Source organism: Exiguobacterium sp. Leaf196 (assembly GCF_001423965.1).
GTDB lineage: Bacteria > Bacillota > Bacilli > Exiguobacteriales > Exiguobacteriaceae > Exiguobacterium_A.
Map to the genome: position 1 here is coordinate 96,757 of NZ_LMPV01000012.1, position 22,430 is coordinate 119,186.

Here is a 22,430-nt window from a genome sequence, read left to right on the forward strand (position 1 = left end):
CTTAAAGACCACAACGGCAGACGTGAAAAAAGCAGATTCTCAGCGCTGAGAATCTGCTTTTTGATTAGTGCGAAGCTTGTTCGAAACCTTGAGCGATGGCAATGATGACTTGTGTTGCTTTCACCATATTATCCACAGAGATGAACTCGAACTTGCCATGATAGTTCTCGCCACCGGTAAAGATGTTCGGTGTCGGAAGACCCATGTATGAGAGTTGTGATCCATCTGTTCCACCACGAATCGGTTTAACGATTGGCGTAATATCAAGCGACTCCATCGCTGCATGAGCAATATCAACGATGTGCATGTGGGGCTCAATTTTTTCACGCATGTTGTAGTACTGATCGTGTAAGTCGATTTCCACACTACCAGCACCATACTTTTTGTTCCACTCATCGACAAGGGCAGACAAGAAGTGTTTCCGTCCCTCGAAGGCTTCACGATCAAAATCACGAATGATGTAGTCGAGCGTCGTTTTTTCGACCGAACCGTCAAATGAAATCAGATGGAAGAATCCTTCAAAACCATCCGTGAATTCAGGAGACTCTTCTCCGGGAAGACGATCGTGGAACGCCATCGCATGTTTCTGCGAATTGACCATCTTATCTTTTGCTGTTCCCGGATGGACATTTGTTCCGTGGAAGACGATTTTAGCCGCCGCCGCATTAAAGCTCTCGTATTCAAGCTCACCAAGCGGACCGCCGTCGACCGTATAAGCATACGTGGCATCGAACGCTTCGACATTAAAGTGATGTGGTCCACGACCAATCTCTTCGTCAGGTGTGAAGGCAACACGAATGCGACCATGCTTAATTTCCGGATGTGAAATCAAATGATGCATGGCTGTCATGATTTCTGCGATTCCGGCTTTATTATCGGCTCCGAGTAATGTCGTCCCATCTGTCGTCATCAAGGTGTGACCGACGTAGTTGTGCAGTGCAGGAAAATCAGTTGGCGATAGAATGACGGATGGCACTTCACTTAATGTGATGGGATTTCCGTCATATGCTTCCACGAGTTGTGGACGGACATTCGTACCTGTGAAGTCTGTCGCTGTATCGAGATGAGCGAGAAAACCGATTGTTGGAATGTCTGCGTCTGTATTGGCAGGTAATGTCGCCATGACATAACCATTATCATCAACGGTGACTTCTTCCATGCCAATTGTCTTTAATTCTTCTACGAGCAAACGAGCTAGTGTCCATTGCCCTTCTGTCGTTGGAACAGTCATACTCTCATAGTTCGACTGTGTATCGACTTTCACGTATGTAGTTAGACGATCAATCAATTCTTGTTTCAAATCAAAAACGTCCCTTCTCGTCATAAGATATCTTCATCATAGCATGAACGACTAATGTGAGAGAATTCTGAATCATGATAGACTAATATTGAAAAAGGGGGAATTCTTCATGAGAGCATTCGTAGTCGATCAGTACGGAAAAAATGCATCACTTACAGAAAAAGACGTCACACCCGAAAAAGCGGGGAAGTACGAATTACGGGTTCAAATCGAGGGGTCAAGCATCAATCCACTTGATACGAAGATGTTTTTCGGACATGTGGCGGCGGCTTCAACGACTGGAATTCTCCAGGGTGATGTAACGGGGAAAGTGATTGAAATCGGGGAGGGTGTGACGTCTTTTTCTGTCGGCGATCGCATCGTCGCATTCGGCGGTGGACTTGGAAAACGCGCCGGTGCGTTAGCGGAAGAAATGCTTGTGCCTGAACAAATGGCAGTCTTACGACCGGAAGGGGTATCGGCTGAGGTTGCTGGTTGTTTACCGGTGATTGGATTGACAGCAATGGAAATTTTAAAAGAGCGAATCGCGATTACCCCAGGAATCCGCGTATATGTAGCAGGCGGAACGGGTGGAGTAGGACATCTTACCGTTCAACTGGCTCGTCATTATGGATGTGACGTTACAGCGAGCGCCTCTTCTGACGAGAAGGCAGCTTGGCTAGAAGCAAAAGGGATTCGCATTCACCGGTACAAGGAAGAATCAGCTGAAACATTGCTCAAACGACTCGATCTGGATGGATTCGACGTCATCATTGATACAGTGGGTGGTGACCATTTACAAGAATCGTTCATACTCGCAAAAGAGCGGGGACGCATCATTTCAATCGCGACACGGACGACACAAGATTTAACGATGATGCATAGTAAAGCCTTGTCACTCGAAGCTGTGTTCGTCGCGCTCCCGTTGCTAAAAGGAAAAGTAGAGGAGATGAAGCAACAGCAACATCACTTAGCAGAACTCATTCGTTTAGTGGAAGAAGGAGTGATTGAAATACGGATTGAAGAGCAGATTCCCTATGAACGCGATGCGTTAAACGATCTCTATCAACGATTTGATCAAACATCACACTTTGGTAAAGTGAGTGTATATCCAACCCATTAAAAATGATTCTCCATTCATTTTACATTTCCTGTTAAAAATATAAAAAATCCGTTACTGAAAAATTCAGTAGCGGATTTTTTAGATAACACGTCATTTACGGCGAACAAGAATACTTTTTGGATTGAGTTGTGGCATGGAAGGAGGAGTCGGGAAATCTTTCTGCTCCGGCTGCTCCCATACGACTTCAAATTTTTGACGCAACTTGTTGAACGCCTGCTCCACAGCTTTTTTCAATTGTGACGCATCAAGAGCGGGACTATCTGTCGTAATCGCAAGCAGTCCTCCGCGATTCGTCAAATGAATGACTTTTTGGATCCAAAGAGCGAGATCCTGTTCGGTCCGAAACTGACGTGTTCGTGTATTGACTTGTACGGGCGGATGGAACAAGACGACGTCAAAACGAGTCTTCTTATCCGCTTGTTCGATGTAGTCGAACGCATCCTGAACTAAAATCTTCTGTTTCTCAGGAGTAAAACTGTTCAACACAAGATTATCTTTTGTCTTATTTCGACTACGTGTCGAGAAATCAACGCTTGTCGTTTGAGTAGCCTCACCATAAAGGGCAGCTACCGTTAATGTTCCTGTATCAGAAAAGAGATTAAGTACGGTTTTTCGTTCGACGGAATCGAGAAGGATTCGGCGAAGTTCACGTTGGGCAATGTCAAAACCAGTCCGCATACCAGCATCCAAGTCATACTCATACAACACACCGTATTCTTGTGCGACTTCAGGAAAATCGCCTCGTTCCCCTTTCAAAAAGTCGTCGCCTTTGACGGGTTGAAGATCGACGAGGAAATCTCGTTTTTCATAAATGCTTCTGTAATTCAGTAGTGATTCAAGAGCTTCAAGAATCAATGGACGGAATGTATAGATGCCTTCATTTTCGAATGTAATAAGGTAATGATGATCGTAACAATCAATTGTCAAACCACCGATACCATCTCCTGCACCGTTAAAGATACGGAAGGCTTCTGAATACTCTTCAAAGAATTCGTTTCGTTTGTCTAATGCTTGTTCGAAAAGTTGTTTGAAGAAGTCGACATCAATCGCTTCTTGCTCGTCCATTGAGAGAGTCCAACCGACACCTTTTTCTTGCTTGCCAAAATAACCAGTCGCGAGGTATTCTTTATGTTCTGTCATCAGATGGAGCAGTCCGCCTGCCTCTTTGACATGTTGTAAGGCTTCGAACATTTCCTTGCGTAACGCGGGATACCCGCTTCGAATCGATTCAATCCATTCTGGTTTGACAACGATCGGATAAAGTTCACGAGACATGTAAGTTTCCTCATTTCTACTTGTGGATAAGTGGCATAATTATACCATAAATGGGGTTATCCACATGTGGATAACTGGCGATTTCGTTCTGTATTCATTCTTTCGAAAAATGAAATTTCGATCTATGCAATGATTATTTTGTTTGTTATAATGAGTTTATTGATGTTACGAAAGGACGTTCGTATTTATGAGTAAATACATGAATTTAAATACTATTGAGTTGTTCGCTGGTGTTGGTGGATTTAGAGTAGGTCTAGAGAAAGCGAATCCAGAGATTTTTAAAGTCGTATGGGGGAATCAGTGGGAACCTTCGAAAAAAGCGCAAGATGCATTTAACTGCTATGCGTCTAATTTTAAAGAAGGTATCCATTCGAACGAAGATATTACGAAAGTCAGTGATGAAGCATTCAAAAACTTGGATGCTCAACTGATTGTAGGAGGGTTTCCTTGCCAAGATTACTCTGTAGCTAGAAGTTTATCTGGCGAGAAAGGAATCCAAGGTAAAAAAGGCGTGCTTTTCTGGGAAATCAAACGAGTCATTGAAGCGACATCACCTAAATATGTCTTATTAGAAAATGTAGATCGCTTATTGAAATCTCCTGCTAGTCAACGAGGAAGAGACTTTGCTGTCATGTTGGCTACATTCAGAGACTTGGGATATAAAGTCGAATGGAGAGTCATCAACGCAGCGGAGTATGGACAAGCTCAACGTCGACGCCGTGTTTTCATATTCGCGACTAGAAATGATTTAGGGTTCTCAAAAGAGCTAGAATCTTATGAATCGGATGACATACTATTCGAAAAAGGATTTTTTAGTCCAGCATTCCCTGTTAAGCATGAAGTCATTAAAAATCGAAAGTTAATCGGCAAACTACCAGATGACATCGTCGAAATTTCAGATAAGTTCTCAGCGAACTTCCACAATTCAGGATATATGGAGAACGGGAATTTCTACTCAATTCACACAGAACCAGTCTTCGAGAAACCGATATTGCTGAGAGACATTCTTCAACCTGAAGACAGCGTACCGGATAAATTCTATCTATCTGAAGCTGCTATCGAAAAATTTAATTTCTTACGTGGACCTAAAAAAATAGAGCGAACTTCCGTTGATGGGCATAAGTATATCTACTCAGAGGGTGGCATGTCTGAAATCGATGATTTGGATAAGCCTGGGCGTACGATGCTGACTAGTGAAGGAACGACGAATCGTAGTTCGCATGTAGTAGAGGTCAATGGGAGAAGAAGATTCTTGACGCCACTAGAATGTGAGAGATTGAATGGTTTTCCTGATGAGTGGACGAATACGATGAGTGATCGAATGCGTTATTTCTGTATGGGTAATGCTTTGGTCGTAGGCTTGATTGAACGTATGGGAAAAAGAATCGAAGAAATCGAAAATAAGCATATGGAAGATATTCCGTTACAAGAAAAGTTCTTTTTGAACAATTAATATAAGATTTGGGGTGCCTTGATTAGAATATCATGGCATCTTTTTTTGTTTTCTATGATTGCGATGAAGGGAATAGGATATCAATTGAATCATTCCGAGGAGGGGGAGTATGGCGGTCAAGAATAAGAACTTAAGTAAAGTACGAGGTAAGGATACGAAAATGGAAGTGAAGGTAAGAAGCGAATTATGGCATCGTGGTTTACGTTATCGTAAGAACTATCGAAAGCTGCTGGGTACTCCTGATATTGCTTTTCCGGGAGTGCGGTTAGTGGTTTTTCTAGACTCTTGCTTTTGGCATGGTTGCCCCATTCATTATAAACAACCCAAATCCAATGTCGATTTTTGGAGAAATAAAATCAAAAGAAATAGGGAGAGGGACAAGGAACAGACGGAACATTATTTATGTGAGAACTGGACTATATTAAGATTTTGGGAACACGAAGTCAATAATGATTTCGATAGAGTCATCAAAGAAATCGAAGATACCTATAAGAACTTAACTAAGCATCTTCCGGAAGATGCCGCTAGTCAGATTCATGAGCCCTTGGAAGAAGATTTTGATTTAGATAATCCATGTGATTGATATGATGATTGAGTTCAAGCCTCATAATACTATTTTTGGTATAATGTCCATAAAATAGTTTAATGAGGTGTTTTTTTGAGAAAAGTTGACTATGACGTTGGTAATCCTATTGATATCGAAAGACATGCTAAAGGTTTGATTGGTAAAAGCTTCCGTGAAGTAATGCCTAAAGCCATTGAGAATAAATCGTCTAAAGGGAATTTAGGTAATCTATTGGAGGAACATTATTTCGGATATAAACCGAATTCTGATGCTGCTCCTGATTTTGCTGAAGCTGGAGTGGAGTTGAAACTCACACCATACAAGGAATTAAAGAAGGGTAATCGTTTTTCTGCTAAAGAGCGACTCGTTCTCAATATGATCAATTATCAAGATGTCGTTAAGGAATCTTTTGACGAAAGTAGTTTTTACTACAAGAATCGCCTTTTGTTGCTTGTGAACTACTTATGGCGTGAAGAGATGGAGCGTTTGGACTATCCGATCACGCATGCTCAATTATTCGAGTTTCCCCAAAAAGATTTGGAAATCATCAAAGCTGACTGGCAGTTCATAGTAGATAAGATTAAGAGAGGAGAAGCGCATCTTCTTTCAGAGGGAGATACGAGTTACTTAGGTGCATGTACGAAAGGTGCTAACAAAAACAGTTTACGTGAACAACCATTTTCGAATACGAAGGCTATGCAAAGAGCATTCTCTTTGAAAAGTTCTTATATGACAGTACTCTTGAATGAATACATTTTAAAAGGGAAATCTACGTTCGAGAAAATGACTGATGATTTATCAGGAATGCGTTTGGAAGAATGGCTAACGATGCGGATGAATGAATTCAAAGGGCGATTAGTCATCGATTTAGAGCGACAGTTCGAAGTAAGTTCGAGTGCGAAATCAAAACTAGCAATATTAGCTTCTAAAATGCTTAACGCTTCTTTTGAAAACGCTGAGAAATCCGAGGAGTTCCAAAAAGCGAAAATCAAATTGAAAACTATCAGAATTGGAAAAAACGGAAAAATTAAAGAGAGCATGTCCTTCCCGGCGTTCAAGTATACTGAAATCGTTAATCAGTCATGGGAAGAATCTGATTTAAGAGAGATGTTTGAAACTACTAAATATTTATTCGTTGTTTTTCAAGAAAATCAAGATGAGGAATATACTTTCAGTCACTCAGTGGTGTGGAATATGCCGATAGATGTACTCGATAACGAAGTCAAAGTGGTGTGGGAGGAAACGGTTCGACGAATTCGAAGAAATGAAGAGAACTCGTTACCAAAAAAATCGGAGTTTTCGGTTTGCCACGTGAGACCTAAGGCCAAAAATAAAAAAGATACTTATCCTACACCATCAGGTAGACATGCGACGAAAAAATGTTTTTGGTTGAATAGTGAGTACATCATGAGTATCGTGAAAACTAATTAAAAATAAAAATGAGGATTACTCTAGCGCTAGAGTAATCCTCATTTTTATTTTTACACGCGCTCCACAACAGCTTCAAGCGATACTTTGACATTACCAGCGAGTGCCCGCGTAATCATACACGAACCTTCTGCTTTTTCAGCGAGACGTTGCGCCTTCTCCACATCACGATCCGACAGATCGGCTGGTAATAAGAGTTTCGGACGATGAATGATCGCATCGTATGTGAAGACGCCGTTCGTGACATCAACGATGCCTTCAGATTCCATCGTTAAGGAGACTTTTGGGATGTTACTACGTTCAAGCATTGCGGCAAGCGTGATGATATAGCATGTAGCAGCTGCCCCAAGTAACATCTCATCTGGATTCGTGCCAACCCCTGGACCATCCATAGCGTCCGGAATTGAAATTTTTGTTTTTAACTCACCTGTCTCGATCTGACCGACATCATTGCGATTTCCCGGCCAGTCTGCAGTTAAATGAAAATGGTGCTTCATGATCAATCGCCTCCATGCCTCCATCATACGAAGTTCAGCATGATTTTTCGCCTATTCTGCTCATGTGCATAAGAAGAGAACGATCAGCTAAAAATTTGGTCGATTTTTTCGATATCCTCTTGCGATAACTGAACGTCTAACGTACGCAACGTATCTGTCACCTGATCCTGGCGTTTCGCACCAGGAATGATGGCATCGATTCCATCTTGTGCCAAATACCAGGCGAGTACGACGTGTGCGACTTCCGCATCGTGTGCTTCTGCGATCGGACGCAATTGATCGACTTTTGCGAGGTTTTGTTCAAAGACGTCTTTTTGGAACAACGGGTCGTTTTTTCGTAAATCATCAAACGTCGTCTCTTTCGTATATTTCCCTGCCAATAACCCAGCGGCGAGTGGGAAGTACGGAACGAAGGACATACCGTTCTCAACGATGTACGGAAGTAACTCTTTTTCCGCATCCCGTTTAAACAGATTGTATTCTCCTTGATAGACGTCGACATGTCCGTCCTTGTTCGCTTCCTTCAATTGTTCGAGTGAAAAATTCGAGACACCAATCGCGCGAATTTTTCCTTCTTTTTTCAGTTCAGCAAGTGCAGCGACGGCTTCGTCCTTCGGTGTCGACTCATCTGGGAAATGGATGTAATATAAATCGATATAGTCTGTTTTAAGACGTTTTAAACTCTCTTCGACCGATTGACGGAGAAAGTCAGGTGAGTTGTTCATGACGACGTTTCCGTCAACGAACTGATGCGCACCTTTCGTCGCGAGGACGACATCTTCTCGAGCGACCGTGTCGTGCCAGACTTCACCGACGAGTTCCTCCGAACGTTCTGGTCCGTAGATGAAAGCTGTGTCGAGGAAATTGATTCCTTGCTGTAACGCGACACGAACGAGATCGCGTCCGGCTTGCTCATCGAGATTTGGATACAAGTTGTGTCCGCCGACAGCATTCGTACCGAGACCGATTGGGTGAACGAATAGGTTAGATTGACCGAGTTGAACATGTTTTGTCATGAAAATGACCTCCTTAAATGATATCGAGTGGTTCTTTTTTTGTTGGTGCTGGGAACGCTTGATCAAGTGCAGCTAGCTCTTCTTTTGTTAAATTCAAAAGTGCGGCGCGACCGTTGGCTTCGACATGATGTGCTTGTCCTGCTTTAGGAATTGCGATGACGTCACCTTCACGCATCGCCCAAGCAAGTAAGATCTGTGCCGGTTCAACACCATGTGTCTCAGCGAGTTCCTCGACGGTCGGATGATTCAGGAGTTGATCACGCAGTGAACCACCTTCAGCTAGTGGACAATACGCCATTACTGGAATACCATGTTCGCGTAGTAACGGGAGCAGTTCATACTCGATTCCGCGTGAGCCGAGGTGATAAAGTACCTGATTGACAGCACACTGGTCACCGTTTGGTAGTGCCAACAGTTCTTTCATGTCTGATACGTCAAAGTTCGATACACCCCAACGGCGAATCTTACCCTCTTGTTTTAAGGCTTCCAGTCCTTCAACGGTTTCCTTTAGTGGAATGTCGCCACGCCAGTGAAGAAGATAGAGATCAAGATAATCCGTACCGAGACGTTCAAGCGATTTGGAACAAGCTTTTTTTAACGCTTCCCCACCAGCGTGATGAGGATAGACTTTCGAGACAAGAAAGACTTCTTCGCGTCGATCAGCGATTGCGTCGCGAATCAATTCTTCAGAGGCGCCTTCCCCGTACATCTCTGCCGTATCGATGAGTTCCATTCCGCTATCGAGACCGACACGGAGTGCTTCGATTTCTGCTTCGTGCTTCTCCGACTCTTCTCCCATCCGCCACGTGCCTTGTCCGAGTGCGCGCACATGTGTCTGATCGGGAAACGTCACTGTTTTTTGCTTTAATGCAGCAAGTATCAACGTCTTTTCTGTTGTGTTCATCGAATTCCTCCTTTAAGTAGAGAGACAATAGTAGGATTTACCACGCGAACTCCGAACAAAAACGTCTTCTTCACAAGAAGGAGATGTCACCAATGCTCAAATAAAGGACCGTGATCACCGAGTACAGGATCTTGACCGGGACGTATCACCTGACGAATCCGTTGAAGATTTTCCGGACGTTCACTTGTTTGACCTATCAGTGTGTCGTAGTCTTGACCATTCGGATAGGCACCGATCACACGGAAGTGTCGACTTGTATCAAGTGCTTTGTGTCCTGTGCCTGCAGGAAGTAAGAGAACATCTCCACTCGTCAAGGTGAAGGTCTTACCGAGTGGACCACCGAGTTGGACGGTCGCATGTCCTTCGAGAATACCAATCACTTCATGGGCGATGCTATGATAATGATGAAAATCAAAAATGCCATCTACCCAGCTATTGCGCCAGTCATGTGAATGGAAAGTCTGTTCGATGCGTGACGGTTCTTCAAATGCATGCCGATAAATCAACACCGGAAAATTAGGGTTATTCGGAATATGTCCGTCATCCTCAAAGTAAAATACCTCAACACGCATCTTCGTTGCTCCCTTCTCTGATGTGTTACAAAGTAATAATTCCCTCTATAATTACCCGTAATTAAATATCATCAATCGTCCGAGCATCTTTATGGCGTAACGAATCGGGAGGTGCTACGATGCTTAAGTTAACGAAATTACAAAGGAGGCTTTCCGATGATCGCCATCGAAGCAAAGTTAGAAGTACAACCCGCAAAACGAGAAGAATTTTTAGCAGCAACTAAAACATTAGTAGAAGGATCGCGTGCTGAAGCTGGAAACATCAGCTACGATCTGTTCCAAAGTACAGAAGACGAAAATGTCTTCATGATGATTGAAAAATGGGAAGACCAAGCTGCGATCGAAGCTCATAACACAAGTGCTCATTTCGGACAATTCGTTGCATTTGCTCAAACAGCTCTTGCTAAACCATTGGACGTTCAATCATTCCAAGCATAATGAAACGAGTTAGAAGCGAATGTAACACATAAGGAAGGTATTCTAGGTTTTGTGACCTAGGATATCTTTCTTTTTTGTTTTATACAACGCGCTCCTTCGCTAGTTTATCTTCAGATGAAGATTTGATTAAAAATGTTCCACTTTTCTTTTACAATCACATAACATTTCATTAAAACTGTTAGTTTTTCCCTGAATAGGGCATTATTCTTATAAAGACACGAAAAGGAGGCCTTTATCATGAATGATCGAACAGATGCCACACAGTCGAAGCAATCATTCTTCAAGATGCCTCATACATATGCCATCATCATGGCGATTCTCATTATTTCAGTCATCTTGACGTACACGCTTCCAGCAGGACAATTCGACCGTGAAAAACAGGATGGTCAGACCGTCGTTATCGATGGTACCTATCGCGCGGTGGAGTCTGCACCTGTCAATTTCTTTGGTTTATTCGAAGCGATCCCGAAAGGAATGGAAGCAGGCGCTGCGATCATCTTTTACATTTTCTTAGTCGGCGGTGTCTTCGGTATCATTCGTCAAACGGGTGCCATCGAAGCGGGAATCAATCAATTGATTCGTCGGTTTGGTCAAAAGGGACACATCATGATTCCGATGACGATGTTCGTCTTTTCGATTGCCGGAGCAACAATCGGGATGGCAGAGGAAACAATCATCTTTGTACCGATTGGTATCATGCTCGCGCGTGCACTCGGTTATGACGCGATGACAGGAGCTGCAATCGTTAGTTTAGGAGCGGCGGTTGGTTTTGCTGGCGGGATGCTGAATCCGTTTACGGTAGGTGTTGCTCAATCGATCGCGGAAGTTCCACTCTTTAGCGGTCTTGGTTATCGAACCGCCGTTTATATCGTTTTCTTAGTCGTAACGATTCTTTATGTCATGACTTACGCACGGAAAGTCAAACAGGATCCAACGCGTAGCCTCGTTTATGATCTCGAACAACGTCGTGCGGAAGAAGCAGCAACGACGATTTCACGCTTTTCGAAACGTCATGCTTTTGTTTTACTGATTTTGATCGGTGGAATCACGCTCAACGTCATCGGAATTTTCGAGTGGGGCTGGTATTTGACGGAACTGACAGCCTCGTTCTTGATCATTGGACTGATTGCTGGGATCATCACACTCGGTGTAAACGGTACTTTTGAGAGTCTGATTGACGGGGCGAAAGCCGTGACGTTCGGTGCATTGATCGTTGGCTTTGCCCGTGCCATTGTCGTCATTCTTGAAGAAGGTCGTGTCATTGACACGGTCATTTACGGCTTATCGAATGCCGTAGGACATTTACCAACGTTCTTCGCTGTCATCGGAATGTACATCGTACAACTGATCACGAATTTCTTCATTCCATCGGGGAGCGGGCAAGCCGCGACAACGATGCCAATCATGGCACCTTTATCTGACTTACTCGGTATCGAGCGTCAAGTAGCTGTTTTAGCATTTCAATACGGAGATGGATTGACGAACATGATTTTTCCGACAAGTGCGCATTTGATGGCGTTTCTTGCGATCGCAGGTATTCCGTATGAGCAATGGTTACGTTTCGTCTGGAAACTCTTCGCGATTTGGATTGCTTTAGCATGTGCCGCCTTATTACTTGCTGTGACGCTCGGTATTCAATGAAGTCGACCTTTCGGACATCCGTCCGGAAGGTTTTTCTGTTGCAGGAATCGGGAAGCGTTATCACGAACGGGTAGAGAAGTGATTAAAGGGGGAACTGAAGTGACATATTCAATCGTTGGTTATTGCGAGAAAGAACAAGCGTGGGGTGTTGCTGTCCAATCGAAATTTTTAGCTGTTGGGAGTGCTGTTCCGTTTGCGAAAGCGGGAGTAGGTGCTGTAGCGACACAATCATTTGCAAATACGACGTATGGTCCTGAAGGGTTGCAGATGATCGAACAAGGCGCTTCAGCGGATGAAGTGCTTCGTCGATTAACGGAAGCGGATGAAGGGCGAGCAGATCGTCAAGTCGGAATCATCGATGCGCAGGGCAAAAGCGCGACTTTTACGGGAGAGAGATGTAACGACTGGGCAGGCGGAATTGCGGGGAAACATTTTGCGGCGCAAGGGAATATTCTTGTAGATGGCAATACGGTCAAAGAGATGGCACGTGTCTTTGAATCGACGCAAGGGCCACTCGCAGAACGGTTGTTGCGTGCGTTGGCTGCGGGGCAAGCAGCAGGCGGGGACTCACGTGGGATGCAATCAGCAGCACTGCTCGTCGTCAAGGAAGGTGGCGGATACGGTGGATTCAACGATCGCTATATTGATCTACGTGTTGATGATCACCCGAATCCAATTGAAGAACTCGAACGCATCTATCAATTGCACACACTTTACCTACAACCGAGTAAGCCGGAAGAAATCAAGCCCATCGATGATGCGTTAGAGTCGGAGTTGATGGATAAATTATTGACACTTGGCTACCGCGGTGATTTCGAAGAAGCGCTCCGGACATATCTGCATACGGAAAACTTTGAGATGCGCGAACAAGCGGATCGTGCGATTGATACACGTGTCCTTGCGTATATTCGATCCCAATGAAAACGACAGGATGGACCACGGTCCATCCTGTCGTTTTGTTCATGCTTGCGTCGACTGAGCACGAATCGGTACTTTAAATCCGGTCGCGATGAACCGTTCCATTTCCGGTTCCGATTTAGCATTCAAGCCAACTGTCCCCTCTCCTTTTAGTGCCACATTCGTTAACTTAACGCGATTGATGTCAGGACCGATCGTAATCCCGTGTTTGGCAGAATCCTCGATCCGGATATCCCGAAGGCATACATCCTCAGCTCCGTTTTCTCCACCAAAGATTTGGATATCCGTTTTCGCGTGGCGAAATCCACTCATTTTTAACTGACTGATCGTAACGTTGCGTGCCTTATATTGAATTCCGATCATTGGCTGTTCTTGGTAGTCATAATACGGATCTCCTAGCACCGTGAAATCATGAATAACGACATTACGATAAGCGGAAACGACGAGTGCGCGTGGTTTTGAATTCGCATATAGCGCCGTATATTGAGGAGTCTGAGCAATCAAGCGTGTTGCGATGATATTGTAAGCCGTCTGAGACGTTGGATCACTTGCTTGATGATGCCCGATATGGCGGAAATTAAAGGCACGGTGGTCATCAATTGATAAATGACCAACGATTTTAACGGTTGAGGCAGCAGAAGAGGTCGCATGCGCCTTGATTTCAAGTCCACCGAAGCAACGACTTGATGCGTTATTGAATAACCAGATATCGCGTGACCCATCATCGATTTCAATCCCGTTCGAATTGGAAAAACCTTCTGCATGGGCACGTCCACTTGGGTCATGCATAAAGCAGTTCGAGATGAAGAGATGGTCACTATGATGCGTCGTGATCCCGTCGTCTCCGAACCCGTAACCGGTCAATCCATCGAACCAGATGAATGAACTACTTAAGTTCGCTCGAGCACCGTCCCCGTTGTAATTGTAATACGGTGTCGAGATATCAAAACAATGGAGTCCTGGATTGACAGCTTCGACATCAAAGACCCAACCATAGGTGACGTGTGCGTATGTGAGACAACTGGAGTGATTGCCCCATGTGCTACTTTTCTTTGCGTCACCGATTCGTTTGATGTTCCAATCAAGCGTCATTTTCTCAACAAGCAGGTGATGATTGCCAAGGAGATAATTTTGGTTCGTCACAAGACGTCGTCCTTTAGGTGCGTCATCGTGCATCTTTATAATCGTTTTCCCTTTGCCAGCTCCCGTTAAAATCGTATAACTAGGCAAACGAATTCCTCGAACGATGTACGTACCGGCTGGGACATGGACTTGTCGATGTCCATCACCGAGCGCTTCGATGAACGCTTGTGTATCATCTGTCTGTCCATCACCGACCGCACCATAGGAAGTGATATCAACGATTTCGACTTCACTGATCAAACGTTCGAACTCATGATTGAGCCGCCCGAACCAACTCGGTCGAATCTCATCGTGTGGCGTTACGAAAGCTGGTGTCAGCGGTAGGATATGTTTATCACGGTTTGTCAAAAATAACGGTGAGATCATCGAACGAAGTGTTCGACTGAGGCTAGGATCACGTCGTGGTGCAATAAATGTACTATCGTGTAGTAGTTGTTCTGCTTGTCGAACAGCCTGTTCGTTGCTTGATGTTTCAACGTATTCTTGAATCAGCGCCGCATTTTGATACGGATCATGCGTGTGATCGAGTTTCAACATGAAATAGTTCTCCTCTCTGAATAGGTCTGTCTACCTTTTCCCCTCTAATTGAACAATCATTCCTTGTTTCATAACATCCATAAAAATACACTAAAACTATACAGTTGGATTATAATGGATTTATAAAAAGGAGGGCTTTTGATGTCACTTCGCAAACGACTCGTAATTGGTATCGGATTGATTTTGCTGATCGTAGGGATCGCTAAGCCACTGACGGAAGCGGCTTTTCAAGCATTGAAGCCACAAGCGATAAAGATGTCAGGAGTCGAAACGAACGGATCGTGTAAACCGAACTGCAAGAACAACGGCAAGCTGTTAAACATTCCATTTCTTTCGTGGTTGCCTAAAAAGCAGACGAAGAATGACGAAGATTTACGTGTTTGGGACACGAATGAAAAGCCCAAAAAGCAGAAAGACCTCAAACCGAAAAAGAATAAGCTCATCGTTGTAGGGGTTGAAAATGCTAAGCGAGGTATGAATGAAAAAGGGGAATCGTCCTCATCGATGTTACTGATGAGTCTGATTGTTCTACCTCTATTCATCATAAGCTATATCGTTTGGCGGAAACGTCGAAAGACCAAGAAACAGGATGAGGACTCGATCAGAACTGACACCCCGTTACAGTCCTTAGACAACGACTTTGTTATAAAAGAGAACTCGATCGAGCTGCCAGATGCCTGGATTCGTAAACAACTCATCCAGTTCAATCACATACTCCCGACCCGCTTACGGCGACACGATACAGAAACACTTCAGGAATGGTGCCTGCGTATCGGATTCCAACCGTCACATGTCCTAATAAAAGCCTATCTCTTAGAACGCTATACAGACCGAGCTACTACGATATCGGAGATGGACAAGCAAACGATTCAGGGGGAATTTGGAGCCTTCGTCCATCAGTTTGATTGAAACCTTTTGAAAGGAATGACGTAAATGGAATAGGAAAGGGGAGTTGATGATGTACCTAGCAGATGCCGTGAAATTAAAGAGTATTCTGAGGAAACAGCTTGATCAGCTGATTGAAGAAATGGAGCGCGTAGCGTTCATTGATTTAGAAAAGGGAGAAGCACTCCCCGCACAACAAGGCCGGAGCTTAACCGACGTCGAAGCCGCCATGGACATCGTACGTCATGATATGCGAGTCTTGGATCGTCTCGTCTATGCGGCGAATCTAGAAACTGTCATCGTGACGGACGAAGGAGAAATGCCGCTCGTCGAAGCAATCGAGTGGGCGACCCAATTGCGGGCAAAGGCACAAAATTATCAGATGCTCGCAAGTCGATCAAAACGCGAGTTCCAATACGGATTTGAAGGGACGACGATCATTCGTCATGCCTTATTCGATCCAGATGCCTATCGCTTAAAAGCGGAGGAAGTGGAACGGCAAGCACACAAAGTATCGAATGCGATCAATGCCGCGAACTATCAAACGACAATTGACTTTGATGGTGGACGTTATATGTAACTCCTTGACGTGGTGAGACTCCACGTCAAGGAGAGGGGACGGACCTCAATTTTCCTCTGTGGAGAAGAGATGGCGATGGCAAACCGATGACCATGAACCATTGACAGGCTGACCTGTTACCTTTGACCACCTATGGAACGCTGATGTTTTTTTCCGTCCCCGCTCCCTGTCGTTTCTTTGAGAAACGACAGGGATTTTTAGTGTGTCGATGGAAACAACAGGGTATAGAGAAGCACAAGAGAAAGGAGAGACATCATGAAACACACTTTTTCAGCATTCGTCGTACGAGAGGTGGATGGGAACTATGAAGGGAAGGTTGAGGCGAAACAAGTCGATGATTTACCGGAAGGAGACGTCTTAATTCGTGTCACGCATTCCTGTGTCAATTATAAGGATGCCTTATCGATGTCGGGTAATCGAGGGGTGACGAAATCCTATCCGCACACACCAGGCGTTGACGCAGCAGGATATATCGAACAAACGACAGATGCACGGTTTCAAAGCGGTCAAGCGGTCGTCGTCAATGGCTTTGATTTTGGAATGAATACCTCTGGCGGATTTCAAGAATACATACGCGTACCAGCCGATTGGGTGACGCCACTTCCAGAATCCATTCGCCCATTAGAAGCGATGCGACATGGAACGGCAGGATTGACAGCAGCGCAATCAGTCGATGAACTATCACGAATTGTCTCAAAGGAGACAGGACCCATCCTTGTGACTGGAGCGACAGGAGGTGTCGGTACGATTGCGATCGCCTTACTGATTCGATTAGGCTATACAGTACACGCCGTAACCGGGAAACGAGTAGAACAAGAACGATTACTTAAAAAAGGTGTGGCGGAGGTATTAGACCGCACTACGTTCTTAGAAGAAACAGACCGTCCATTAAAAAAAGGAACGTATGCAGGTGTCATTGATACGGTAGGGGGTCCATTGCTCGCATCCGTCATTCGCTTCGTACAGTATGGTGGTGTCGTGACGACGTGTGGTAACGTCGGTGGGGCAGAGATGACGCTGACAGTCTATCCCTTCATCCTGCGTGGCATTCGTTTGATCGGAATCGATGCGGTACAAACACCAATTGCATATCGAGAGATCTTATGGCAACGGCTGGCGGATGAGTGGCGTGTCGATCTTGAACCAGAAGTCGACGTCAAAACACTGAACGACTTACCTAAAATCGCAGAAGCTCTGCTGACTTCTCGTCATCGTGGTCGAACTGTCATCGAAATTTAAATATTTCGAGTAAACATTGGTGGTATAGTGGGGAAAAACTGTGTCGACTTTTCAGGAGGAACCATACATGAGTGAACACCAACAAGAACGACAGTCTCGACAAGAACGACGGAAACAGAAACGTAATCGCCGAGGGATTGCGTTTGGCGGTATTTTAGCAACGCTATTCATCGTAGGTGGCTGGTTGTATATGTTGACGAATAACGATGCCTCTCAAGCAACATCGACGCTTGAGAAGCCGAAAACGACGGATCAAGCAACGAAAAACGAAAAGTCGAAGAAAGAGGCAGCCTCGACAAAGGATCCAAAAGAAGCGAAAAAAGAGAAGAAGAAATCAAAGAAAAAGGCGGCAGAGTATGCGCAAGCAGCTTGGGTGACACGTCCGTTCGCGAACGTCTATCGCGATGCAAGTCGAAGTAGTGTCATCTATAAAGCAGATTTAGGTGATGTCTATGAGGTATTGGATGCAAAAGACGGAATGGTCCACTTGAAACTAAACGATAGTATCGAAGGGTATTTGCCTGAGACCGATGTCCGATTAGAAGCACCAAAAGGAACATCAGATAAAGCAGTCCTTACGGCACTCTCGCAAGCAGTTGCCAACCAACCGATTGATAAGCCGGAGCAGTATCTCGGAAAACCAATTGCTGAGTTCGAAGCAAAATATGGTGCTGTTGGTAATACGCAACAGGACGCGGTCAATACGTATTACTTCTCAAACGCCGGATACCTGCTCGTCGTCTCGGACGGAATCATTGAAGCGATCGACTGGACGAATGCCTCAACGAACGCCTTGTCAACGCTCGGTGAACCTGTCGTCGATACGAGCTATGGGACATGGTACGAGGGAGAATCTTTACAATTGAAAGTATTCCCGGACAACGGAAAGATGCGCTTACGTCTTGCCCGTGATCCTGGACAAGACTAATGGAAAGACGGATTTGCTCCACGCGAATCCGTCTTTTTTGCGCATAAAAAACCTCCCGAGTCCGACACTCGGAAGGAAATATGAAAATCCTTTGGGAGGAGATTTTCTTAGTAGACGCCTACAGCATCAAATGATTTCGCTGCTGCTGTTGCTTCTGCACTTGTTGAACCGTACAGGTCTTTTGCCGATTGAACGACTGCTGCGCGAAGTGCGCTGAAGTTCGAGTTCGGAGTCAAATAGACGCTAAGAGCACGGTAGTAGATTGCTCCAAGTTTCGGTACACCGACACCTGTGACAGATACATTATAGAATGTTCCACCGTTACCAAGGAGGTAAGCAGCTTTGTTGACGATACCAGAGTTCGTGTGGACACCACCGTTATCTTGTGTACCTGTGTAGCGTTTTGAGTAGTGATCTGGATCGCCGTAAGCAGCTGGGTTCGACATTGAACGGAGTGCGTCACCGCTGACACCAGGCGTGTAGATGTCTTCTCCTACGAGCCAGTCGAAGTTCGAACCGACTGAGTATTCAGCAACCGTACCCATGATATCCGAAACTGCTTCGTTAATTGCACCTGATTCGTTTTGGTAAACGAGACCAGCTGTGTATTCTGTGACAGCGTGTGTCAATTCATGCGCTACGACGTCAAGTGCGCCTGAGAGATATGTGAACGTTGAACCGTCTCCGTCACCGTAGACCATCTTCGTTCCATCCCAGAATGCATTGTTGTAGCTTGTTGAATAGTGGACAGATGAGTTTAAGGCAGCACCTGCGTTGTCATAACTGTTGCGACCATATGTGTTTTTGTAGAAATCATATGTTTTCGCAGCGTTGACATGTGCGCTGACAGCAGCGCGGTCATATGTCGTATTGAACTGGTTATCGAGGTCAGCCCAGAGTGTTCCTGGAAGTGTGTTCCGGTTCTTCGCATCATATGTGTAGATGCCTTTACCGCGAGTTGAATCTTGAAGATAGTAGTACGAGCCACTCTTCACTGTATTAAATGATGCGCTCGTGCCAAGGACTGTTGTTCCAGTACCGACTGCATTTGTTCCTGTAACTGTGTTGACCGGCTTCGCATGTGCCAGTTGGTCGAATTTATTAAGTACTTTACCTGAGTTTGCATCAATGAAATATGTCCAGCGTGATGGTTCTTTACCAGCGAGGACCGTCGATGTCACTTTATACGCATAGACTGCATCATTTTTAACAGGATAGATGACGAGTTCTGCTTTTGGAGCGACTTCAAATTCAGAAGCCTTGATTGCTTTTTGGTATAACTTGATTGCTTTCTTTTCAGAAAGAGTTGCTTTTTTCGCGAGACCTGGTTTTCCTTTGACGTTGATCGCATCGTTTACGATTGCTTTCAAAGTACCGTCTTTCGCGACGTTCCCGACGACGACACTACCAAAGACAGGGACGCCATCCACTTCTTGTTGGAGACGTACGATCTGCGAAGATCCGTCTTTTTCGACATTCTGAACAGCAAAGTCACCTTTTTTGTTCACGAAATCTTTAACGATTGTTGCAGCTGGTTCTGACGAAGCTTTCGTGAGTTTACCAGCTTGAAGACCTTCTGCACCTACGACCGTAGGAACGACAAGTACACTTGCGACAAGCGATGTAGCGAGAAACTTTTTCAAAATAAATCGCCTCCTTGTTTGGGTTGAGTCTAACTATGCCAAAGAATTAAGAAAGCGAGAATAAGTCATTCGAATTAAATCGAATTTTCTGAATATAGTCCGTAGTACCTGTACTGAATTATTAAGTATGAAAGATATTTCAACGCAAAAAAAGAACCATTCAAGCGAATGGTTCAACGAATCCGTTGGTAGAGATGGTGGACATCGTCCCGAGTCTCATCAATCTTAAAGTCATTAGGATCAAGTTCAATCCCTTGCTTAGAGGCAAAACGTTGAATTTTTTCGAAGGACTTCCAAATTTCGATATCAGGTCCTTCATGTTTCCAAAAAACATAACGTGCAGCAGGAATACGGTGACCTTTCATTCCTTTTGGAATACCGTCGAGTGACGAGACCGGATACCCGACACATTGCGAGTATTTGGTTCCGTTTCGTTCAAGTGAGATATCGAGCGGATAGCTATCTGGTTTTGCAGGAATCTCATGTGAGCGTCTTGAAAATTCACGCCAGAGTTCCGGCATCAACGTATGCAATTCGTTTTCTTCACATGTCAGTCCAAGACCAACAAAATAAAATTCATGACGTTCCACGATTTTAGGATGCATGAGAAACTCCTTTCCATACTTACGACACGTCTTCAATCGGCGAACGTTTCAAGTCTAGAAAAAGACGCGTAAAAGTGGCGTCCCATTGTGTACCCATGCCCTCTTCTAAGATGGATAAAGCTTTTTCCACTGGCATTCCCTTACGATAAGGACGGTCAGATGTCATCGCATCGTAGGCATCAGCAATCGCCATGATCCGACCGAAGAGTGGAATGTCCTCTCCTGCGAGACCTTCCGGATACCCCTTTCCGTCATAGCGTTCGTGATGATACTTTACCCCAGGAAGAATCGGATATAACGTCTTTGGAAGCTGAACTTGCGATAGAATATGCACACCGATGACCGGGTGTTGCTGAATGATCTGAAATTCTTCGTCAGTCAGGCGACCTTCTTTTAATAACACATCGTCACGAATGCCGATTTTTCCGATATCGTGCAACAAAGCTGATTTGCGCAATAACTCGATTTGTTCGTAAGGTAGGTTGGCAGCCGTAGCGATTTCCACTGAATAAGCAGCGACACGAAGCGAGTGTCCTGCCGTATAAGGATCCCGGGCATCAAGTGTTGCGGCAAATAACGTAAATAGACTGTCCAGCAATTGCTCATTTTGTTCATCGCGTTTTTTGATTCCTTCCATCATCAGGTTAAAACCAGAGACGAGGTGCGAGAATTCATCAGAATACGGATTCGGTAACGAGACGAGACGATTGTTTTCGACATCTTGAATGCCTTGTTGAAGAATCGCAATCGGTTTTCGAATGTTCTCATAAAGAAGAAGACTACAAAACGTCGCGACGGACAAGATGACGATTAAAATAAGCGTCGACCAGCTCCAATAAGAGCGGAGGCTTTCATTTTCCGTTAACTGAACGGCTGAGGCGAGCACGAACAGCATGATCGGAAAAACACCGATAATCAATGTGCTGATCAGCATTTTTTGCTTTAACGTGACGACCGTCGTTTTTCTTGGAACATCAAAGCCATGTTCGAAGGCATACTTCTCTAACGTGAGGAGCATATGCTCCGTAACGCGGTAGGTTAGAAAAAATTCAATCAGACCGTGTAAAATCGCGACGAGAACAGCACCAAAACAGGCGAGACCAATCAAGTAGTACGGCATCTTTAACCACTCTTGAGAGATTGCGAGTGCTGTCAGGAGTGATGCGGGAACTGAGAGACCTAAGAAGTGTGGTCCCATGATGCGTTGAACAGTCAGAACCGGAAAGTGATGGGTCGTTTGATAAGCCTCTTGGAAAGAGGCGAGTGAAGGAATCTCGTTTTGGAAGAAGCGTCGTAAGGCACCGATGTGCCGAGAATAAATCATATATTCTAGTAAGAACATCAGACTGACAGATAAACCCATGATACCCATTAAAATCAACTGTTCATTCCTCGTGAAGGTAAGGGTCTCAAAAATAAACAGACACCCGACGCCGAACACCGCGATGAATGAACCGAGCAGATAGTTTCTTAGTAAGTGGCGTTCAAAACGTTGTAAAGCGCTCATTGTATCCTCCCCTTTAGTGAATTAGAGTGCTTTCAGCGTACCGTTTTCTAAAACGGTGGAAGGATGTTTTTTTGAAAAAAAGGTGAAAGAATCTTTTGAAAATCTTTTGAAATTAATACTCAAAAATAGGTATGGTCATAAAGCACTAATTATCTTAAAAAAGATTGATTAAGGAAGTAAAATAAACTAAGATTTGAATATTCAGAAAAGTATAGTAATCTTTTACTTTTCACTACTACATAGGGGGTCAATTC

At 44.5% G+C, this 22,430-nt stretch carries 21 protein-coding genes; 11 read left to right on the forward strand and 10 right to left on the reverse strand.

The features are described 5' to 3' along the window. Positions 1–64: 64 nt before the first annotated feature. A complete protein-coding gene (gene pepT / locus ASG02_RS14695; protein WP_035411883.1) occupies positions 65–1,300 on the reverse strand; it encodes a peptidase T in 1,236 nt (411 codons plus the stop codon). A gap of 109 nt (positions 1,301–1,409) precedes the next feature. On the opposite strand from pepT, the gene ASG02_RS14700 reads away from it, so the two are divergent. Beyond that, complete coding sequence (locus ASG02_RS14700; protein ID WP_035411886.1) at positions 1,410–2,402, forward strand: zinc-binding dehydrogenase; 993 nt, start codon at positions 1,410–1,412, stop codon at positions 2,400–2,402. A 90-nt stretch (positions 2,403–2,492) separates the two neighbouring features. On the opposite strand, the gene ASG02_RS14705 is transcribed toward ASG02_RS14700, so the two are convergent. Then, the gene (locus ASG02_RS14705) at positions 2,493–3,677 is read right to left on the reverse strand and encodes a class I SAM-dependent rRNA methyltransferase (protein ID WP_056064761.1); all 1,185 of its coding nucleotides are present in this window, start codon (positions 3,675–3,677) and stop codon (positions 2,493–2,495) included. A 187-nt stretch (positions 3,678–3,864) separates the two neighbouring features. Between ASG02_RS14705 and dcm the strand changes: the two genes are divergently transcribed. From dcm to ASG02_RS14720, 3 genes are all read left to right on the forward strand, one after another. After that, positions 3,865–5,130, forward strand: a complete 1,266-nt coding sequence (gene dcm / locus ASG02_RS14710) for a DNA (cytosine-5-)-methyltransferase (RefSeq protein WP_056064764.1) — start codon at positions 3,865–3,867, stop codon at positions 5,128–5,130. Positions 5,131–5,239: 109 nt separating this feature from the next. Then, complete coding sequence (locus ASG02_RS14715; protein ID WP_069201506.1) at positions 5,240–5,713, forward strand: very short patch repair endonuclease; 474 nt, start codon at positions 5,240–5,242, stop codon at positions 5,711–5,713. 75 nt (positions 5,714–5,788) lie between these two features. Next, positions 5,789–7,126 (forward strand): Sau3AI family type II restriction endonuclease, encoded by a 1,338-nt coding sequence (locus ASG02_RS14720; RefSeq protein ID WP_056064767.1) that lies wholly within the window; start codon positions 5,789–5,791, stop codon positions 7,124–7,126. 50 nt (positions 7,127–7,176) lie between these two features. Here the strand turns inward: ASG02_RS14720 and ASG02_RS14725 are convergent, their stop codons facing one another. The 4 genes from ASG02_RS14725 to ASG02_RS14740 form a co-directional block, all read right to left on the reverse strand. After that, entirely contained in the window at positions 7,177–7,623 is a 447-nt protein-coding gene (locus ASG02_RS14725) for an OsmC family protein (RefSeq protein ID WP_156359014.1), read from the reverse strand. Between the two features lie 80 nt (positions 7,624–7,703). After that, the gene (locus ASG02_RS14730; protein ID WP_056064772.1) at positions 7,704–8,636 is read right to left on the reverse strand and encodes an aldo/keto reductase; all 933 of its coding nucleotides are present in this window, start codon (positions 8,634–8,636) and stop codon (positions 7,704–7,706) included. A gap of 13 nt (positions 8,637–8,649) precedes the next feature. Next, positions 8,650–9,540 carry an aldo/keto reductase gene (locus ASG02_RS14735; protein ID WP_056064775.1) on the reverse strand — a complete coding sequence of 297 codons (891 nt, stop codon included), beginning with the start codon at positions 9,538–9,540 and terminating at the stop codon, positions 8,650–8,652. An 86-nt stretch (positions 9,541–9,626) separates the two neighbouring features. After that, positions 9,627–10,112, reverse strand: coding sequence for a cupin domain-containing protein (locus ASG02_RS14740; protein WP_056064779.1), 486 nt, complete (start codon positions 10,110–10,112; stop codon positions 9,627–9,629). A gap of 156 nt (positions 10,113–10,268) precedes the next feature. Here ASG02_RS14740 and ASG02_RS14745 point away from each other — a divergent pair, with 156 nt between their 5' ends. From ASG02_RS14745 to ASG02_RS14755, 3 genes are all read left to right on the forward strand, one after another. Beyond that, complete coding sequence (locus ASG02_RS14745) at positions 10,269–10,550, forward strand: putative quinol monooxygenase (RefSeq protein WP_035411908.1); 282 nt, start codon at positions 10,269–10,271, stop codon at positions 10,548–10,550. A gap of 237 nt (positions 10,551–10,787) precedes the next feature. Further along, positions 10,788–12,191, forward strand: a complete 1,404-nt coding sequence (locus ASG02_RS14750; RefSeq protein ID WP_056064783.1) for a YfcC family protein — start codon at positions 10,788–10,790, stop codon at positions 12,189–12,191. A 99-nt stretch (positions 12,192–12,290) separates the two neighbouring features. Continuing rightward, on the forward strand, positions 12,291–13,112 hold the full coding sequence (locus ASG02_RS14755) for a DUF1028 domain-containing protein (protein WP_035411914.1): 822 nt from the start codon (positions 12,291–12,293) through the stop codon (positions 13,110–13,112). 39 nt (positions 13,113–13,151) lie between these two features. Here the strand turns inward: ASG02_RS14755 and ASG02_RS14760 are convergent, their stop codons facing one another. Further along, entirely contained in the window at positions 13,152–14,789 is a 1,638-nt protein-coding gene (locus ASG02_RS14760; RefSeq protein ID WP_056064785.1) for a glycosyl hydrolase family 28-related protein, read from the reverse strand. A 141-nt stretch (positions 14,790–14,930) separates the two neighbouring features. Here ASG02_RS14760 and ASG02_RS14765 point away from each other — a divergent pair, with 141 nt between their 5' ends. The 4 genes from ASG02_RS14765 to ASG02_RS14780 all read left to right on the forward strand — a co-directional run bounded on the left by ASG02_RS14765 (position 14,931) and on the right by ASG02_RS14780 (position 18,421). After that, the gene (locus ASG02_RS14765; RefSeq protein WP_056064789.1) at positions 14,931–15,698 is read left to right on the forward strand and encodes a hypothetical protein; all 768 of its coding nucleotides are present in this window, start codon (positions 14,931–14,933) and stop codon (positions 15,696–15,698) included. Between the two features lie 49 nt (positions 15,699–15,747). Further along, positions 15,748–16,254 carry a hypothetical protein gene (locus tag ASG02_RS14770; RefSeq protein ID WP_056064792.1) on the forward strand — a complete coding sequence of 169 codons (507 nt, stop codon included), beginning with the start codon at positions 15,748–15,750 and terminating at the stop codon, positions 16,252–16,254. A gap of 255 nt (positions 16,255–16,509) precedes the next feature. Continuing rightward, positions 16,510–17,493 carry a YhdH/YhfP family quinone oxidoreductase gene (locus tag ASG02_RS14775; protein ID WP_056064795.1) on the forward strand — a complete coding sequence of 328 codons (984 nt, stop codon included), beginning with the start codon at positions 16,510–16,512 and terminating at the stop codon, positions 17,491–17,493. A 67-nt stretch (positions 17,494–17,560) separates the two neighbouring features. Continuing rightward, complete coding sequence (locus ASG02_RS14780; RefSeq protein WP_056064797.1) at positions 17,561–18,421, forward strand: hypothetical protein; 861 nt, start codon at positions 17,561–17,563, stop codon at positions 18,419–18,421. A 107-nt stretch (positions 18,422–18,528) separates the two neighbouring features. On the opposite strand, the gene ASG02_RS14785 is transcribed toward ASG02_RS14780, so the two are convergent. The 3 genes from ASG02_RS14785 to ASG02_RS14795 form a co-directional block, all read right to left on the reverse strand. Beyond that, positions 18,529–20,064, reverse strand: a complete 1,536-nt coding sequence (locus ASG02_RS14785) for a M4 family metallopeptidase (protein WP_056064800.1) — start codon at positions 20,062–20,064, stop codon at positions 18,529–18,531. A gap of 173 nt (positions 20,065–20,237) precedes the next feature. Continuing rightward, the gene (locus ASG02_RS14790) at positions 20,238–20,669 is read right to left on the reverse strand and encodes a GyrI-like domain-containing protein (RefSeq protein ID WP_056064803.1); all 432 of its coding nucleotides are present in this window, start codon (positions 20,667–20,669) and stop codon (positions 20,238–20,240) included. A 19-nt stretch (positions 20,670–20,688) separates the two neighbouring features. Then, on the reverse strand, positions 20,689–22,176 hold the full coding sequence (locus ASG02_RS14795; RefSeq protein WP_056064808.1) for an HD domain-containing phosphohydrolase: 1,488 nt from the start codon (positions 22,174–22,176) through the stop codon (positions 20,689–20,691). Positions 22,177–22,430: the final 254 nt, after the last annotated feature.

Bases quoted from the DNA above. Each gene is read 5' to 3' on its own strand.
- ASG02_RS14700 (WP_035411886.1), top strand. From the start codon at position 1,410: ATGAGAGCATTCGTAGTCGATCAGTACGGAAAAAATGCATCACTTACA.
- ASG02_RS14705 (WP_056064761.1), bottom strand. From the start codon at position 3,677: ATGTCTCGTGAACTTTATCCGATCGTTGTCAAACCAGAATGGATTGAA.
- dcm (WP_056064764.1), top strand. From the start codon at position 3,865: ATGAGTAAATACATGAATTTAAATACTATTGAGTTGTTCGCTGGTGTT.
- ASG02_RS14715 (WP_069201506.1), top strand. From the start codon at position 5,240: ATGGCGGTCAAGAATAAGAACTTAAGTAAAGTACGAGGTAAGGATACG.
- ASG02_RS14730 (WP_056064772.1), bottom strand. From the start codon at position 8,636: ATGACAAAACATGTTCAACTCGGTCAATCTAACCTATTCGTTCACCCA.
- ASG02_RS14735 (WP_056064775.1), bottom strand. From the start codon at position 9,540: ATGAACACAACAGAAAAGACGTTGATACTTGCTGCATTAAAGCAAAAA.
- ASG02_RS14740 (WP_056064779.1), bottom strand. From the start codon at position 10,112: ATGCGTGTTGAGGTATTTTACTTTGAGGATGACGGACATATTCCGAAT.
- ASG02_RS14745 (WP_035411908.1), top strand. From the start codon at position 10,269: ATGATCGCCATCGAAGCAAAGTTAGAAGTACAACCCGCAAAACGAGAA.
- ASG02_RS14750 (WP_056064783.1), top strand. From the start codon at position 10,788: ATGAATGATCGAACAGATGCCACACAGTCGAAGCAATCATTCTTCAAG.
- ASG02_RS14760 (WP_056064785.1), bottom strand. From the start codon at position 14,789: ATGTTGAAACTCGATCACACGCATGATCCGTATCAAAATGCGGCGCTG.
- ASG02_RS14765 (WP_056064789.1), top strand. From the start codon at position 14,931: ATGTCACTTCGCAAACGACTCGTAATTGGTATCGGATTGATTTTGCTG.
- ASG02_RS14770 (WP_056064792.1), top strand. From the start codon at position 15,748: ATGTACCTAGCAGATGCCGTGAAATTAAAGAGTATTCTGAGGAAACAG.
- ASG02_RS14775 (WP_056064795.1), top strand. From the start codon at position 16,510: ATGAAACACACTTTTTCAGCATTCGTCGTACGAGAGGTGGATGGGAAC.
- ASG02_RS14780 (WP_056064797.1), top strand. From the start codon at position 17,561: ATGAGTGAACACCAACAAGAACGACAGTCTCGACAAGAACGACGGAAA.
- ASG02_RS14790 (WP_056064803.1), bottom strand. From the start codon at position 20,669: ATGCATCCTAAAATCGTGGAACGTCATGAATTTTATTTTGTTGGTCTT.
- ASG02_RS14795 (WP_056064808.1), bottom strand. From the start codon at position 22,176: ATGAGCGCTTTACAACGTTTTGAACGCCACTTACTAAGAAACTATCTG.